This is a genomic window from Methyloceanibacter stevinii, from assembly GCF_001723355.1.
Taxonomy (GTDB): domain Bacteria; phylum Pseudomonadota; class Alphaproteobacteria; order Rhizobiales; family Methyloligellaceae; genus Methyloceanibacter; species Methyloceanibacter stevinii.
On the sequence record NZ_LPWE01000014.1, the window covers coordinates 170,146 to 185,630 of the forward strand.

General features: G+C 63.1%; 13 protein-coding genes and 1 pseudogene. 7 read left to right on the forward strand and 7 right to left on the reverse strand.

Going from position 1 to position 15,485, the window contains the following annotated elements; translation table 11 throughout:
* Positions 1-14 precede the first annotated feature (14 nt).
* From AUC70_RS15610 to AUC70_RS15630, 5 genes and pseudogenes are all read left to right on the forward strand, one after another.
* Entirely contained in the window at positions 15-923 is a 909-nt protein-coding gene (locus tag AUC70_RS15610; protein WP_069445697.1) for an adenylate/guanylate cyclase domain-containing protein, read from the forward strand.
* A gap of 33 nt (positions 924-956) precedes the next feature.
* Positions 957-1,795: pseudogene (locus tag AUC70_RS15615) on the forward strand (transglutaminase-like domain-containing protein).
* 315 nt (positions 1,796-2,110) lie between these two features.
* Entirely contained in the window at positions 2,111-2,551 is a 441-nt protein-coding gene (locus AUC70_RS15620) for a sigma-70 family RNA polymerase sigma factor (protein ID WP_244505664.1), read from the forward strand.
* Complete coding sequence (locus AUC70_RS15625; RefSeq protein WP_069445699.1) at positions 2,548-3,210, forward strand: ChrR family anti-sigma-E factor; 663 nt, start codon at positions 2,548-2,550, stop codon at positions 3,208-3,210. Before AUC70_RS15620 ends, AUC70_RS15625 begins: the two co-directional genes overlap by 4 nt.
* A complete protein-coding gene (locus tag AUC70_RS15630; RefSeq protein WP_069445700.1) occupies positions 3,211-3,978 on the forward strand; it encodes an SDR family NAD(P)-dependent oxidoreductase in 768 nt (255 codons plus the stop codon).
* Between the two features lie 9 nt (positions 3,979-3,987).
* Here AUC70_RS15630 and AUC70_RS15635 read toward each other — a convergent pair whose 3' ends face one another.
* The 4 genes from AUC70_RS15635 to AUC70_RS15650 form a co-directional block, all read right to left on the reverse strand.
* Positions 3,988-5,211 (reverse strand): SAM-dependent methyltransferase, encoded by a 1,224-nt coding sequence (locus AUC70_RS15635; protein ID WP_069445701.1) that lies wholly within the window; start codon positions 5,209-5,211, stop codon positions 3,988-3,990.
* The gene (locus AUC70_RS15640) at positions 5,208-5,993 is read right to left on the reverse strand and encodes a DUF1365 domain-containing protein (protein ID WP_069445702.1); all 786 of its coding nucleotides are present in this window, start codon (positions 5,991-5,993) and stop codon (positions 5,208-5,210) included. The genes AUC70_RS15635 and AUC70_RS15640 overlap by 4 nt, the downstream gene beginning before the upstream one ends.
* Positions 5,990-7,333: an NAD(P)/FAD-dependent oxidoreductase gene (locus AUC70_RS15645; protein ID WP_069445764.1), complete on the reverse strand. Its 1,344-nt coding sequence runs from the start codon at positions 7,331-7,333 to the stop codon at positions 5,990-5,992. Before AUC70_RS15645 ends, AUC70_RS15640 begins: the two co-directional genes overlap by 4 nt.
* Before the next feature lie 111 nt (positions 7,334-7,444).
* On the reverse strand, positions 7,445-7,849 hold the full coding sequence (locus AUC70_RS15650; protein ID WP_069445703.1) for a DUF2177 family protein: 405 nt from the start codon (positions 7,847-7,849) through the stop codon (positions 7,445-7,447).
* A gap of 255 nt (positions 7,850-8,104) precedes the next feature.
* On the opposite strand from AUC70_RS15650, the gene AUC70_RS15655 reads away from it, so the two are divergent.
* Positions 8,105-8,944 carry a PfkB family carbohydrate kinase gene (locus AUC70_RS15655; protein WP_206599415.1) on the forward strand — a complete coding sequence of 280 codons (840 nt, stop codon included), beginning with the start codon at positions 8,105-8,107 and terminating at the stop codon, positions 8,942-8,944.
* A gap of 26 nt (positions 8,945-8,970) precedes the next feature.
* Here the strand turns inward: AUC70_RS15655 and AUC70_RS15660 are convergent, their stop codons facing one another.
* The 3 genes from AUC70_RS15660 to AUC70_RS15670 are packed head-to-tail and all read right to left on the reverse strand — an operon-like array spanning position 8,971 to position 13,942.
* Entirely contained in the window at positions 8,971-10,092 is a 1,122-nt protein-coding gene (locus AUC70_RS15660; RefSeq protein WP_069445704.1) for an ABC transporter permease, read from the reverse strand.
* A gap of 2 nt (positions 10,093-10,094) precedes the next feature.
* Entirely contained in the window at positions 10,095-12,884 is a 2,790-nt protein-coding gene (rbbA, locus tag AUC70_RS15665) for a ribosome-associated ATPase/putative transporter RbbA (RefSeq protein WP_244505665.1), read from the reverse strand.
* Positions 12,881-13,942: an HlyD family secretion protein gene (locus AUC70_RS15670; protein ID WP_244505666.1), complete on the reverse strand. Its 1,062-nt coding sequence runs from the start codon at positions 13,940-13,942 to the stop codon at positions 12,881-12,883. Before AUC70_RS15670 ends, rbbA begins: the two co-directional genes overlap by 4 nt.
* Before the next feature lie 358 nt (positions 13,943-14,300).
* Here AUC70_RS15670 and AUC70_RS15675 point away from each other — a divergent pair, with 358 nt between their 5' ends.
* On the forward strand, positions 14,301-15,389 hold the full coding sequence (locus AUC70_RS15675) for a ligand-gated ion channel (protein ID WP_069445706.1): 1,089 nt from the start codon (positions 14,301-14,303) through the stop codon (positions 15,387-15,389).
* The last annotated feature ends 96 nt before the right edge of the window (positions 15,390-15,485 follow it).

Consider the following 15,485-nt stretch of genomic DNA (forward strand, 5'->3'; position numbering starts at 1 on the left):
ATTCGAAAGATCTAATGGAACCCGTACCAACATCGCCGCGCATCGAACGAAAGCTCGTCGGCATACTGGCCGCTGATGTGGTGCGTTTCTCGTCTCACATGGAGCATGACGAGGAGCGAACGCTGCAGCTTCTCACGGAGCGCCGGAAGTTGATCGATGAGCTCATAGAGACTCACGCCGGTCGGATCACGGGCACTGCCGGCGACAGCGTCGTCGCAGAATTTGCGAGCGCGGTGAATGCCGTCGATTGCGCCGTGAAGATTCAGCGCGAAATCATGCATGTGAACGCCAAGGAAGCGGAACATGACGGCCTGTCCTTTCGGATCGGCGTCAACGTGGGAGACGTCATGGTCAAGGACGCCGACATCTTCGGCGATGGCGTCAACGTCGCCGCACGGCTCGAATCGTTATCGGAACCGGACGGAGTCTGTCTGTCGCGCGGCGTACACGAATATGTGCGCAAACTAACGAACTACGTCTACGCGGACTTGGGCGAGCAATACGTCAAGAACATCGAGCAGCCGGTGCGGGCCTACCGTATCGTGTTCGAGAATGGCGAACCCGTCATGTCCGAGGAGGATACACCCGGTCAGGAAACGCTCGACGTGGAACCGCATGAACCGCCGGAATACGAGCTTGCGTTTTGGGAAAGCATCCGGGACGGCGATGTCGTCGCCGAATTTGAAGCCTATCTCGACAAGTACCCGGAAGGCGCCTTTGCCGCGCTCGCTGCCGAGCGCCTGAAGGTGCTTTCGGAAAAAGAAGGTGAGCCCGAGTTGCCGGAGGCGGATCCCGTCGAACTCGCCTACTGGGAGAGCATCAAGGACAGCGAGAACGCCGAGATGTTCCAGACCTATTTGGAAACTTACGCGGAAGGTGCCTTCGCCGCCATTGCCCGGCTGAAGGTCGCCGAGCTCGGCTAGCAGCGTCCATCACACCCAAGGAACACGACACGGATGACCGTCAAACTCGGTTGCAACCTGAACTATGAAGTCTCGGCGGATACGATTTTCGTGTTCAACGTCGAGGTCGCGCGCCTGGCAACAAATGCCAACCTGAATGACACGGTCACGGTCAGTCAGGGCGCCAATGTCGAGTCCTACGACACCCCGGGTCTTGGCAACCGATACTTACGCGTTCCGGCTTCGCCGGGCACGTTGTCGCTCCACTACGAGGCGGACCTCACCCTAGATGTCGTGAGAGCCGATCCGCAGACATTGGCCGAAGTGCCGGTTGCCGCGCTCCCGTTTTCACTGATGCCCTACCTCTTGCCGACGCGCTTCGTACCCTCGGATCGGGTTGCGGGATTTGCGCAGGCGGAGTTCGGTCAACTCCCCAAGGGTCATCAGAGAGTCAGCTCCATTTGCAACTGGATCAACGATCATATCGCCTATATGCCGGGGAGCAGCGACGCGGAGACCACGGCGGCGGAGACAATCATGAACCGTGCAGGCGTGTGCCGCGATTTTGCGCATCTCGGAATCACCTTCTGCCGCGCACTCGGCATCCCCGCACGCTACGTCACATGCTACGCATTCGGCCTCTCGCCCCCCGATTTTCATGCGGTGTTCGAAGCCTATCTCGGTGACCGCTGGTGGCTGTTCGACCCGACGCGGCAGGCCGCCCTTGATGGGCTGGTCAGAATCGGGGTGGGGCGCGATGCCGCCGAGGTCGCGTTCGCGACGCTGTTCGGCAGCGCGACCGCTTCGCCGCCCGAAGTTGGATCGAACGCTCGGATCAGAGCCCCGGCGACCCGCGCACGACCGACGCGATCAGCCTCGAGGCTCTCTCGTAGCCGAACCCGCCCCGCCTGAAACGGCACGCTAACCCTAGGACGGGGTGTGTTCGCAATCGCGCACGCCATGCCCTGCTCTCGAGCCAAAAAACCCGGCGCCACAGGTGATCCGCGGCACCCCTTGTGTCGTATACTACGCACACAACAACGACAGGACCTGGCGGCATTCGAGGAATGAGCGCGGCCCAACCATTGTCAACTTGCCCGGAAGACAACCTGGACGATCGAGCGCTCGTCGTACGCGTAGCGCAGCATCGCGATCGCGAGGCGTTCCAGCGCTTGTTTCTGCATTTCGGGCCGAGAATCAAGGGATTGATGATTCGGAGCGGGAGCGACGCCGATACGGCGGAAGATTTGGCTCAAGAGGTGATGCTGACGCTTTGGCGCAAAGCCGGTCTTTACGCGCCCGAAAGAGGCACGGTGGGCGCATGGGTCTTCACCATCGCCCGTAACGTCCGGATCGATCGGCTACGCCGGCAGTCATCCCGGCCCTATGAGGACATCGCCGACCTCCAGCTGGAAGCGCCGGATGCAAGCGGCGAAGAGGAAACGGAAATGCGGCAGCGCGAGAGGCTGGTGGGACAGGCTCTCGCCGACCTGCCGGCGGAACAGCGCCGTGTGGTCGAACTGTCGTTCGTCGAGGATATGCCGCAGGCGGAAATCGCGACGACACTCGGCCTGCCGCTCGGAACAGTGAAGTCCCGCTTGCGCCTTGCGTACGCAAAGCTGCGGGAACGCTTGGAGACTTTGAAATGACGATTGTCCATCACCCCGATACCGCGACCTTGGTGAGCTACGCCGCGGGCAGTCTCGATGAGGGATTTGCGACCTTGGTCGCGGCCCATATCGCCACATGTGACGCCTGCCGCGCAGCACTGCGCGAGATCGAAGATGTCGGCGGCGCGGTACTGGAGAGTGTCGAAGCATCGCCCATGAGCCCCGCCTCACTCGATCGGGCCCTCAGTCTTCTCGACGATCACGCCGACGCGCCAGCGGAACGCACCAAACCTCGGCCGAAGGATACGCGGCCGGGAGTCCCCGGCCCGCTCGCGCGGCTGCTCAAAGGCGGCCTAGACGACATTGTATGGAAGAAGGTCGCGCCGGGTGTCTCCAAGCATGTCCTTCCCGTCTCCAAGACGGCGCGCAGCACGCTGACCCTGTTGCGGATCGCGCCTGGAACCAAGATCCCGGACCACGGCCATGGCGGCATGGAATTGACTCTCGTTCTCGAGGGTTCCTACCGCGATGTGTTCGGGCGGTTCGGACCGGGCGACATCGCCGATCTCGACGAACATGCCGAGCATCAGCCCGTGGTGGACTCGCCGGAGGCCTGCATCTGCCTCGTGGCTACGGAGGCGCCGACGCGCTTCAAAAGCTTTTTCGGCCGGTTGCTGCAGCCCATCGTGGGGATCTAGGTGACCGACGCGCCGGCGCTCCCATGGCGCACCGCCTGGATTGTCGGCGCGAGCTCCGGACTTGGCGCCGCGCTCGCGAAGCTCCTCGATGGACGCGTCGACACCGTGGCCATCTCCGCGCGCTCGGCCGATAGCCTCAACGCCATGCAAGAGGCCTCGCAAACGCTCCTCGCCTATCCTCTCGATATTACTGACGCGGACGCCGTGGCGCGCTGCTACCAGGACATCGAGGACAAGGCAGGAAAGATCGATCTCGTAGTTCTTTCCGCCGGCACGTGGGAAATGGTCGTGCCGCCCGATATCGATCCCGCGGTGTTCAAGAGGTCCATGGACGTCAATTTCATGGGCGTCGTGAATGTCCTGGCGCAAGCCGTCCCCGACATGATGCGCCGCCGGGCCGGGCAGATTGCGATCATCTCGTCCGTGGCGGGCTATCGTGGGCTGCCAAAGGCCGCTGCCTACGGGTCGACCAAGGCGGCTCTCATCAACCTCGCAGAATCCTTGCACCCAGAACTGGCGGCAAAGGGTGTGACGTTGTCGATTGTCAATCCCGGATTCGTGGACACGCCCATGACTGCCGTGAACGACTTTCCGATGCCGTTCCTGATGCCGGTGGACGACGCGGCGCAGCGGCTCCTGCGGGGTCTCGAGCGCAAGGCGTACGAAATCACGTTTCCGCGCCGCTTCACCTGGGCGATGAAGCTGATGCGGCTGCTGCCGAACGCCGTCTATTTCTGGATCGTGCGGACCTTCATGCTCCGCGAATAGGGGCCGGGTTCAGTCGCGTATCAGGCGATAGAGGCCCACGTCGATCGATCCCTCCAGGAAGCCGGCCTCGCAATACGCAAGGTAATAGAGCCACTTGCGGCGAAACCGCTCGTCGAAACCGAGCTCTTCGATTTCGGGCCAGGCCGCCTCGAAGCGCACGCGCCATTCCGCCAGCGTACGTGCATAGGATGGACCGAATGCAAGGACCGGCTCATAGCGGAAACCGGCGGCCCGGGCCTGCTCGGCGAGGATGCTCTTGGTCGGCAGCATGCCGCCCGGAAAGATATAGCGTTGAATGAAGTCCGGCTGGCGCTGATAGGTCTCGAAATGCTCCTCGCCGATCGTGATCGCTTGCAGTGTGGCGATACCTCCCGGCTTGAGACGATCGTGCAGCGTCCGGAAATAGCGCGGCCAATTCTGTTCCCCGACGGCCTCGATCATCTCGACAGAGACGATCCGGTCGTACTGGCCGGTCACGTCGCGATAGTCTTCCAGGTCGAAGCGCACCTGTTCGTCGAGCCCTTCGCGTTGGGCGCGAGCCCGGGCGTGGGCCAATTGCTCGTGAGACAAGGTGATGCCGCGCACCGAGACGCCGTGATCGCGGGCGGCGGCAAGCGCCAAAGCGCCCCAACCAGCGCCGATCTCCAGCATGCTCATGCCGGGCTCCAGACGAAGCGAGTCCAGAATGGCGCGCAGCTTGGCTTTCTGCGCGGCTTCGAGCGTCGTGGCGCCGTCCTCGTACAGCGCGCTCGAGTAGAGCAGATCCTTGTCGAGCCACGCCTCGAAGAAGGCATTGCCCAAATCGTAGTGCTCGGTGATGTTGCGGCGGCTCCCCTGCCGTGTGTTGCGACGCTGAAAGTGCCCAATCCGATCCAAGACACTCGCGCTGAACAAGGAGCGCCCCGAATCGTTGAGCGCCGCCTGGTTCCGCAACACAAAGCGGAACAGGCCGACAAGATCGGAGCAGTCAACGTCGCCGTCCATGTACGACTCGGCAAAGCCGAGCGCACCCCGCCGAAACGCCTTTCTCAAGACCCGGTAATTCTTGAGGGTAAGAACGGCGTCATGCGGACGTTCGTTGCCGAAGCGCACGCGCTGACCGTTTGGCAGTACGATCGAAAGCGAGCCGATGGGCTGCCAAGTCAGCAGACGCCCGCCGATGCCAACGACGAGGCGGGTCAAAAGGTCGAGCGCCAAGGGCGCCCGGCCGGCGGCAATCGAAGTGTCCGTCATTGCTCTCCGTGCTCTCCCGGTACTGGCGAATAGGCGATCGCGGACTTGGGGCGCCGCGGCCGCTCAACGAGCCGCAATCCCTTGAACCAAAGCTTGAGTGCTTCATAGTGAATGGCGGCCATGACCTTGACCGAAAGCCAGCCGGTTCGTGCCAAGGCAGCCGCGAGTGTTGCGTCGGTCAGTGCCGTGCGCTCTCCACGGAAGAAGGCCTTCAGCAACGGCCCCTCCTCCGTGTGAAGCGCAATGCCGATCGTGATCTCGTCTTCAAGCGGCGTGACGTGAAAACTGTACCGCCCGTCGACGCTGTTGAAGGGCGAGACGTAGAACGTCTTTCCGCAGCTTTGATGCAGCGTTTCGCCGCCGCCGGGCCGCACCGGCACCACGTAGGTCTGCCGCTCCCCGAACGTGTTGTTCACCTCGTACACGATGAGCGCCGGCGTGCCGGACGCATTCAGGCCGAAATAGACCGTTACCGGGTTGAAGCCGTAGCCCAGCACGCGCGGATAGCAGAGCATCAGGAAACGCTCGATCCCCGTCACGCCGCTCTGGTCCCCAAGGCCCCGCAGATACACCGCAATGGGCGTCCCGTCGCCATGATTGGCGTCGTGCAGGCTGCAGACATTGAAGCGATTGTAGGAGAAGAGACGCAAGCGCCGATCGAGATCGGGAAGCTCGTCGCAATCGATCAGAAGCGAAAAGACGTGATAGCGGAGCGCATGCTGAACCGGGCGCACACGCTTGTGCACCACGACCCCGTTATAGAGCGCCGACGCAGACATCATTCCGCCGCCACGAGGGGCACGGTGCCGACAGCGCCTGCATCGTGTGTGATGTGTATGCGGTCCGACTCGCCGGACACCGACCATGGCCGCCGCACGCCGCCGAGCTGTTCGGCGACCGCGAGCCCGCTCTGCAGCCCGTCCTCATGGAAGCCGTAGCCGAAATAGCTGCCGCAGAACCAGGTACGGTCCTTGCCCTGCATCGACCAGAGGCGGCGCTGCGCGGCGATGGCGTGTGCGTCGAACACCGGGTGGTCGTAGTCGACCTCCAAGTCGATCGCCTTGGGGTGAATGTCCCAGGGCGGGTTCAGGGTCACGAACAGGTCCGTCTTCGTCGGCAGGTTCTGCAAGCTATTCATCCAGTACGAAACGCACAGCTCGGACTCCAAGCCATGCCCGCGTTTGATGTAGTTCCAGCTCTGCCAGAGCCGGCGGCGGCGCGGCATGAACCGCGGATCGCGGTGGAGTACCGCATGATTGCGTTCATAGGCGAACATGCCAAGAAGCTCCTGCTCCTTTGGAGTCGGGACAGCCAGCAATTTTAGCGCTTGATCCGCATGCGTCGCAATCACGACGTGGTCGAACATTCGGACGATGCCTCGCGCATCCTCGACGTGGACGCAGGAGCGGGCGCGGCCTATCCGCCGGACCGGGGAGCCGACGGCGGTTTCGAAGTCGCCGTCGTCGAGCAGGCGGTCAACGTAGTTCTTGCTTCCACCCGCAACGGCCCTCCAAGCAGGGCGGCCGGCCGCCTGCAACATGCCGTGATTGGCGTAGAAGTTGATGAAAGTCGCCGCAGGAAAGTCCAGCATGCCCGCCATCGGCGTCGACCAGATCGCGGCCCCCATGGGCAGAATATGGTCCTCGATGAAGGCGTCGGAATAGTTCTCGGCCTGCAGGAATGCGCCCAACGATAGCCCCTCCGGATAGCGTTCCAGCGCGCGTTGCGCCGTGCGGAAGAACCGGAAGAGATCGGAGACGAGGCGCCATTGGCGCGGGTTTGCGAGATTGGAGAGCTGGCCGAATAGTCCTGGGCCGCTGCCGGCATACTCGAAGGCGCCGTCGTTCGCAGAGACGGCGAAAGTCATCTCGGTGGGCTCGGTGCGGACACCAAGATGAGCAAAGAGTGCGGTCAGGTTCGGGTAGTTCAGTTCGTTGTAGACGATGAACCCCGTATCGACTGCCACCGGTCCATCCGCAGTCAAGGCGGTCGTCGTGTGGGTATGGCCGCCGAGCCGATGATCCTGCTCGTACAGGGTGACCTTGTGATGTTTGGAAAGCAGCCAGGCAGCGGAGAGTCCTGAAATCCCCGATCCGACAACTGCGATATTGAGAGGAGCCATGGTCACCTTGATTGACGGCAGCACTGGAACCGTTACGGACCGATCGAAAGAATGGATCACCTGCAGGGGGGTAGATTGTGCGACACCGTCTCGGACGCCGCCGCAGGCTCCTTATGCGCCGGCAAGCGTCCGCGTGACGCTATAGCCGGCAACGGCGGCCGTGCCCGTGAGGAACGTGCCCCAGGCGATATCGACAACCGTGACGGTCGGGCTCCAGCCTTGCAGCGTGGCCAGATTGGTCATGTCATAGGTGGCGTAAGCGAAGAAGCCGAACAGGGCGCCGTAGAGCAACGCCGTTCTCCACGTACCGCCCTGAAGCGCGGGAGCCACCGCGAAGATGACCACACCTGCGATGAAGACCAAATAGAACCCGACCGCCGCAGCCACATTGAACTTCTCGAGAAGAAGCGGGCCAATCTCCTGCTGGTAGAGAGGCTTGGCGACATATCCCAGCCAGATGAAGTCAAGCACGAGAAAAGTGAGCGCGGTTGCCACATAGGCAAGAGCATAGGTCATGGAGCGGTCCCGGGGCGTTTGTCCGTATGCCCACTACGGAAAGCACCCCGATCCGGATCACTCGTATGGCCCGAACGGCCGGCTCTTCCGAGAACATTGCCGACCCGTTCGGCAAATAGGGCTTCGCTTTCAGTTTCCGTTATGCTTTGGGCCGATAGGTTGACCGTATGAAACCCGTCCTCGATCGCGCCGAAGCGGAACTCGCCGCTTTAAGGTAGGGGCCGCATCGACACGCTATTCTCTGGGAGTTGAGCTATGGCGTCTGTTGTCGTCGTCGGCTCCATCAACCTCGACATTGTCGCGAGCGCTTCGCGCCTACCCACGCCCGGCGCAAAAGTAACGGACGCGCTGCTAACGCATCATCCGGGTGGTGGCGGGGCCAATCAAGCGTTGGCCGCACGCCGTCTTGGCGCGGACGTGTCCCTCATGGGACGCGTGGGCAGCGACGCCGAGGCGGATACGGCTTTGGCACTCTTGCGCGAGAACGGGGTCGATCTCGCTGGCGTGGTCGCCGTACCCGACGCCGCAACCGGCGTTGCCCTGATCGCGGTTGCCGCAAGCGGAGAAAACCAAATCGTCGTGGCGCCCGGAGCGAACCTGCGCCTCATGTCCGAGAGCCTTCAAGTTCCCGCCGTCGATGCCCTCATTGGAGAGCACCTGGCGCCTCGGGATGCCGTGGCACGGGCAATAGAGACCTTCGACGGCTTCACATGCGTCACCTTGGCCACCGCCTCCGAGGTCGACGAGGTTGTGCTGCGGGATGCCGACCTGATCGTCGTCAACGAGTCGGAAGCGGCTTGGTATGGCGACAGCCTCTCGTTACGAGGCGGCATGGTGGCAAAGACATCTGGCGCCTCGGGCGCTGCGCTTTATCGCGGGCGTGAACAAGTGGCTCGGGCCGCATCGCCAACGGTGAAGGCCGTCGATACCACCGGTGCGGGGGATGCTTTCACCGCCGCATTGACCCTCGCTCTGGTCGAGGGGCAGCCATACGCCGAAGCCCTGGCTTTGCCTGTGCCGCCGGTGCGGCAGCAACCCAACGAAACGGCGCTCAACCGTCTCTGCCGGCACGAGATGAGGTCGAGCGCCTCCTGAAGGGGAATGACTAGCGCTCGGCCGATCTAGACCATGGTGCCAAGCTTGGCGCGGAACCGCCGCAACGATATGCCGAACATGACGAGCCCGATCCCCGCGAGCGCGAGGAACTGCGGCCAGACCACATCGAGACCGGCCCCGCGGAAGAGGATCGCCTGGGCCGCCAGCACGAAGTGGGTGTTGGGGGCAACGAACATCAGCGTCTGAATCCCTTCAGGCATGCTTTCGCGCGGCGTCACCCCGCCGGAGAGCATTTGCAGCGGCAACAGGACGAGGATCAGCAGCAGACCGAACTGGGGCATCGAACGCGCAAAGGTCGCGAGCAAAATTCCCAGAGACGTGGTTGCGAAAAGTTGCAACGCCGCACCCACGAGGAACAAGCTCAGCGAGCCCTGAAGGGGCACGTCGAGCATGCCTTGCACGACGAAGATGAGCGCTACGGCGCAGGCCGTCAGCACCACGGCGCCCATCGCCCAGACCTTGCTCGCCATGATCTCGAACGGGGTGACGGGCATGACGAGGAGATGCTCGACCGTGCCGTGCTCGCGCTCGCGAATGAGCGCCGCGCCGGTCAACACGATCGCCAGCATCGTGATGTTGTCGATGATCTCCATGATCGCGCCGAACCAGGATTGGGTCAGCTCCGGATTGAAGCGGGCCCGCAAGGTTAGCCCGACGGGCGGCTCGTAGGTCTCGCGATAGTGCGCGACGAAGGCGCGCACCTCGTCGCTGACGATCGTATTGACGTAGTTGCTGCCCGTGAACGCTTGGCTCATGCGCGTGGCATCAACGTTGAGTTGGACGGTGGCGCCGTGCCCCGCCAGTACGTCGCGCTGGAAGTTCGGGGGGATATCGAGCGCGAACGTGTCGAGCCCGGCGTCGAGCCGCGCATCCATCTCGGCATGGGTGATGAGCGCCGGCGTCTTGAAGTACGGCGGGTAGAACGCAGAGACGATGCGGTTAGACAGGGGCGAGTGGTCCTCGTCGACGATCGCGATCTGCGCGCGGTGGAGGGTCTCCGGGATGGCCGTGGCCGATGCGTACACGGCGAGCGTAAAGGCATAGACGATAAGGACCAGCATGCCCCGATCGCGTGCGAGGCTGCGCAGTTCCTTGATGCCGAGAACCCAAATGTGACCCAGCCGCATAATCAGCGCTCCTGCTTCTTGAGCAGCATGGCCGCCGCTGTGAGCAGCACCGGGCTCGCAACCGCCAGCGCAAGGAACGGCGCGTGCAGATCGGAGAAGCCCAGAGCCTTGGAGAACACGCCGCGCGAGATGGTCAGAAAATGCGAGGTCGGGTAGACCTCGCCGATGACGCGTCCGAGCCCTTCGAGCGACGACACCGGATCGATCATTCCCGAGAAGCTCACCGCCGGCAGGAGCGTGAGCACCGCAGTCCCGAAGATCGCGGCGATCTGGCTCCGCATGAAGGTGGAGATGAGCAGACCCAAACCGGTCGCCGCACCGGCATAGAGCAGCCCTCCGCCGAGGAGGGTCAGGAGGCTTCCCTTGAGGGGGACGCCGAAAACCGTCACAGCCAGGATGATCAGCACGAAGAAGCTGAGCATGGCGAGCACGACGTAGGGAATCTGCTTGCCGATCAGGAATTCGAGCCGCGTCGTCGGCGTCACGTAGAAATTGACGATGGAGCCGAGTTCCTTCTCGCGCACGACGCTGAGCGCCGTCAGCATGGAAGGGATCAGCATCAGCAGAAGCGGAATGATTCCCGGCACCATGGCCACCACGCTGCGGACCCGGATTGTAGCGGAAGCGGATCTCATTGGCCAGCTGCGAAAGGGCGCCCTCCGCGCCGGCCTGGCGGGCTTTCTCCGCAAGCCACAGCACGTGCATGCCTTCCACGTAGCCGCGTGCGGTTTCACCGCGGGTGGGCATGCGCCGTCGAGCCAGGCCGCCACGGACACGTCGCGCCCCCGCGCGATATCCCGGGCGAAGTTTGGCGGAATCTCGATGGCAAGACTGAGCTCGCCGGAACGCATTCGCCTATCCAAATCTTCATAGCTGACGATGGGCGGCTTCTCGACGAAGTAGCGCGAGCCGGTGAGATTGAAGGCATAGTCCTGGCTGATGGCGGTCTGGTCGCGATCGAGCACGGCGAAAGTCAAATCCTCCACATCGAGATTGATCCCGTACCCCATCACCAGCATGAGAATGGCGCTGCCGATCATCGCCAACGTCAGCCGGATCGGGTCGCGGCGCAGCTCGAGCCCTTCGCGTTTCGTATAGCTCAGCAGACGGCGCAGATTGATATGGCCGCTCCAGAACCCGGTCCGTGGCTTTGGTTCGGGCGCGCGCATGGTCTCCGCCAAGGCCTTCTCGGCTTCCGCCTCGGCCTTCTCGTCCGCCGCCTCGCCGGCGACAGCTTCTTCGAGATAGTGGATGAAGGCGTCCTCCAGGGTCTCGACGCCGCACGTCCGGACGAGTTCGTCCGGCGCCTCGGTGATCAACACCTTGCCCGCATGCATCAGGGAGATGCGGTCGCAGCGCGCCGCCTCGTTCATGAAGTGCGTGGAGATGAAGATGGTCACGCCGTCACGGCGCGAGAGATCAACCAGCATCTGCCAGAAGGCATCCCGGGCGATCGGATCGACGCCCGAGGTCGGTTCGTCGAGGATCAACATTTCCGGCTTGTGGATCATGGCCACGGCGAGCGACAGGCGCTGGCGGTGCCCGAGCGGCAGCGCGGCCGGATAGGCATCGATCACGCCGGCGAGTGCAAAACGCTCCACCATCTCCTGGACGCGGGCGGGAATCTCCTCTTCCGGCACCTCGAAAAGCCGTGCGTGCAGCTCCAGGTTTTGCCGAACCGTAAGCTCCGTGTAGAGCGAGAAGGATTGCGACATGTAGCCGACGCGGGCGCGCGTGGCGAGGTCGTGCGGGTCCAAGCTATGGCCGAACAGCCAAGCCTGGCCCTCGCTTGGCGGCAGCAAGCCCGTCAGCATTTTCATGGTCGTGGTTTTGCCGCAGCCGTTCGAGCCGAGAAAACCGAAAATCTCGCTGCGCTGAATCTCGAAGCTCACGTGATCGACGGCGGTGAAGTCGCCAAACCGTTTCGTCAGCCCCTTGGCCTCGATCGCCGTCGCGTGATCGTCGGAAGGGCGCGGCGGGATCGAGACGGGCTTGTGCGCGCGCCGCTTTTCCTCGGGCAGAAGCGCAATGAACGCCGCTTCCAACGAAGTAGTGTCGGTGCGGGCGACGAGCTCCTCCGGCGTGCCCGTGGCGAGCACGGTCCCTGCGTCCATTGCCACCAGCCAATCGAAGCGTGCCGCTTCTTCCATATAGGCGGTGGCGACCACGACGCTCATCCCCGGCCGGTCGCGGCGAATGTCGTCGATCATGCGCCAGAACTGCCGGCGCGACAGCGGATCGACGCCGGTGGTCGGCTCGTCGAGGATCAGAAGGTCTGGGTCGTGCACGAGCGCGCAACACAGGCCGAGCTTCTGCTTCATGCCGCCGGAGAGTTTGCCGGCAGGCCTGTCGACAAAGGGGGCAAGCCCCGTGCTTTCGGTGAGCAGGGCGATGCGCCGCTCCCGTTCGGCGCGATCGTGCCCGAACAGCGCGGCGAAGAAGTCGATATTCTCGGCGACGGACAAGGTCGGGTAGAGGTTCTTGCCGAGTCCTTGCGGCATATAGGCAATGCGCGGGGCAGACGCGCGCCGATGGCCGGCCTTGGCCATGCTGCCGCCGAGCACCTCCACCTTCCCTTCCTGGATCGCACGCGCCCCGGCAATGAGCGACAACAGGCTCGACTTGCCGATGCCATCGGGGCCGAGTAGGCCGATCATGATACCGGCAGGAAGGTCGACGTCGATCCCGGCGAGCGCTTGCGTCTTGCCGTAGCGCAACCGCACGCCCCGCAAGCGGACCACGGGAGCAGCCGCTGTCCCCGGCACATCGGCGTGAGGGGACGGCGCGCTCATTCCGGGAGCCGCACCTTCAGATTGTCGGGCCAGGGGATATCCGGGTCGAGCTGAACATAAGCGATGCCAGGAAGCCCGGTTTTGACGTCGCGGACATGCTTCTCGAGGAGCGCCGGATCGATGCGCGTCTTGATGCGGAACATCAGCTTCAGCCGCTCTTCTTCCGTCTCCACCGTCTTCGGCGTGAACTGCGCCACGTCGGCCACGAAGGACACGTTCGCGGGCACGACATATTGCGGGGCGGCATCGAGGATGACCCGCGCTTCTGCGCCCAGCTTCACCCGGCCCGCGTCGATTGTGGGCAGGAACAGCGTCATGTAGACGTCCCGGAGGTCGATGAGATTGACCACCGTGCCACCCGCCGCCAGCACCTCGCCGGGCTCGGCGACGCGATACTGCACACGGCCGTAGCGTGGCGAGCGCAGTGTGCTGTCGTCGATATCCGCCTCGATGCGTTCGATCGTGGCTTGCGTCGCATCAACGGCCGCATGGGCACTGATGACCTGCGATTGGGCAAGCCCGATCGCCGCCTCCGCCGCAGACACTTGCGCCTTGGCCGCCGCGACTGCTGCCTTGCCCCCTGCGAACGCCGCCCGGCGGTCATCGAGAACCTGGACCGAGGTGGCCCCTTTCGGGACCAGTTCCTCGGCGCGCGCCAGACGCTTGTCCGCCGCATCCAGCTCGGCCTCGCGCTGCGCCACCGAGGCCTCGGCGGCCGCCTTCTCCGCTTCGCGCTGGGACACTTGGCTTTCGGCGGTCTTGACCCCGACCTTTGCGCGCCGGAGTTCAGCGTCCGCCTCGCGGAGCTGCGCGTCCAGCGCCTCCGTATCCATCACCGCGAGAACCTGGCCCGCGTCGACAAAGTCACCTTCGCGGACTTCGATCTTCTCGACCCGGCCGGCGATCTTGGTGGCGACGTCGATTTCCGTCGCCTCGATGCGGCCATTGCCCACGGCGAAGCCTTCGGGCGGGCCGTCCGAGCGCAGGGTTTGCCAGAGAAAGTAAGCGGCGCCAGCGATCAGCGCGGCAATCGCGGCCCTCACGAGCCAAGTCTTCATTGTTTGCGTCATACTTCCGCCAAGTGGCCGCCGGCACCCCAACGAGCCCTTAATGCCCGGTTCGGATTCGCACTTCCAAGGTCCGGAGCTTTAGCACAGCGGACAGCCGCTTTCGATGTCTGCGGCCGCGGCAGCCTGCTGCAGGTCAGAAGCGGACAGGTAACACCGACCGGCCAAGGCCATCACAGGCCAGGTTGGAAATTCTCGGGTGTTGAACCGCTCCGCGACAATGGGCTAAAGCGGGCCCTTACGATGTCGGAACTGATTCCAGCCCGCCGCCCCAGACCTCAGGATGCCCGTTGAGCGCCTGAGAAATCCCTGCCGACTTGCGCGTGGTGCGCTCAGCAAAGGTAGATCCATGAGACATGCCGCCCGCGCAATGTTCAGACCAGTGCTCCTCTGGGTGTTGTTGCTTCTCGGCCCCACTCCGGCCTTCGCCATGGATGCCGGCATGCCCAATCCGCCCGCCTCTCCGACCGTCGTCAAGGTCGGCATTTTCTTGGCGGATATCGTCGACTTGGACGAGATGGACGAAACCTTCCAGGCCGAGCTGATTGTTCTGGCGGAATGGACGGACCCACGTCTCGCCTTCGACGCGAACGAATATGGCAGCGACCGCAAACTGTTTCAGGGTGGCTTCCAGTTCGACGAAGTGTTCGGCGGCTGGTGGCCGTCATTGATTTTTCTCAATGAAATCGGGTCGGGCGATCTCAACGCCATACAGATCGAGGTGTTTTCCGACGGCCGGGTCGTCTCCAAGGAGCAACGCAACGTGACGCTCGAGACGCCCATGAATCTGCACTCGTATCCCTTCGATGTGCAGGTTCTGGAAGCGGACATGATTGCGTTTGGCGATACGAGCCGCGAAGTCGTTCTCGATGTTCACAAGGGCATGCAGGGGGCCAGCGAGGAGTATGCCAAAACCAACAAGAAGGTGAATATCGCGCAGTGGCAATTGGTCGGCGTCGACGTCACGCCGTTCATGTCGAAGCACCGGTACTACGCCGAAGACGCGGAGATTTCCGCGGTCAAGCTCGCCATAACGCTGAAACGCGACCCCATGAACATCATCTGGAAGGTGCTCACGCCCATGGTGATCCTGGTGTCACTCATGTGGGCGGTCTTCTGGATGGATATCCACGACCTGTCCGATCGGTTGAACGTCTCGTTCATCGGCATTCTTACGATCGTCGCGTATCAGTTCCTGATCGACGGAACCATGCCGCGCATATCGTACTTCACGCTCACCGATACGGTTGTGCTGTACTCCTTCGTCATCATGTGCCTGACGATCTTGGAGAGCCTAGTGGTGGTGTCCCTCTCCAGGGCCGATCGGGATTCGATTGCCCGGCGGGTCGACAAGACGGCCCAGTGGCTTTTCCCGGTCGTCTATTTCTCCGGGCTGATCCTTATTTTCGCGACCTATCACTTTCTCTTTGGTAGCTGACTTCTTGCTAGCTGAGATCGGCTTTGCTGCCGATCCGGCCAACAGCCCAACGAAGTCGCCGCCTCATGGATTTCCGTCTAGGCATTGAGGCAAAGA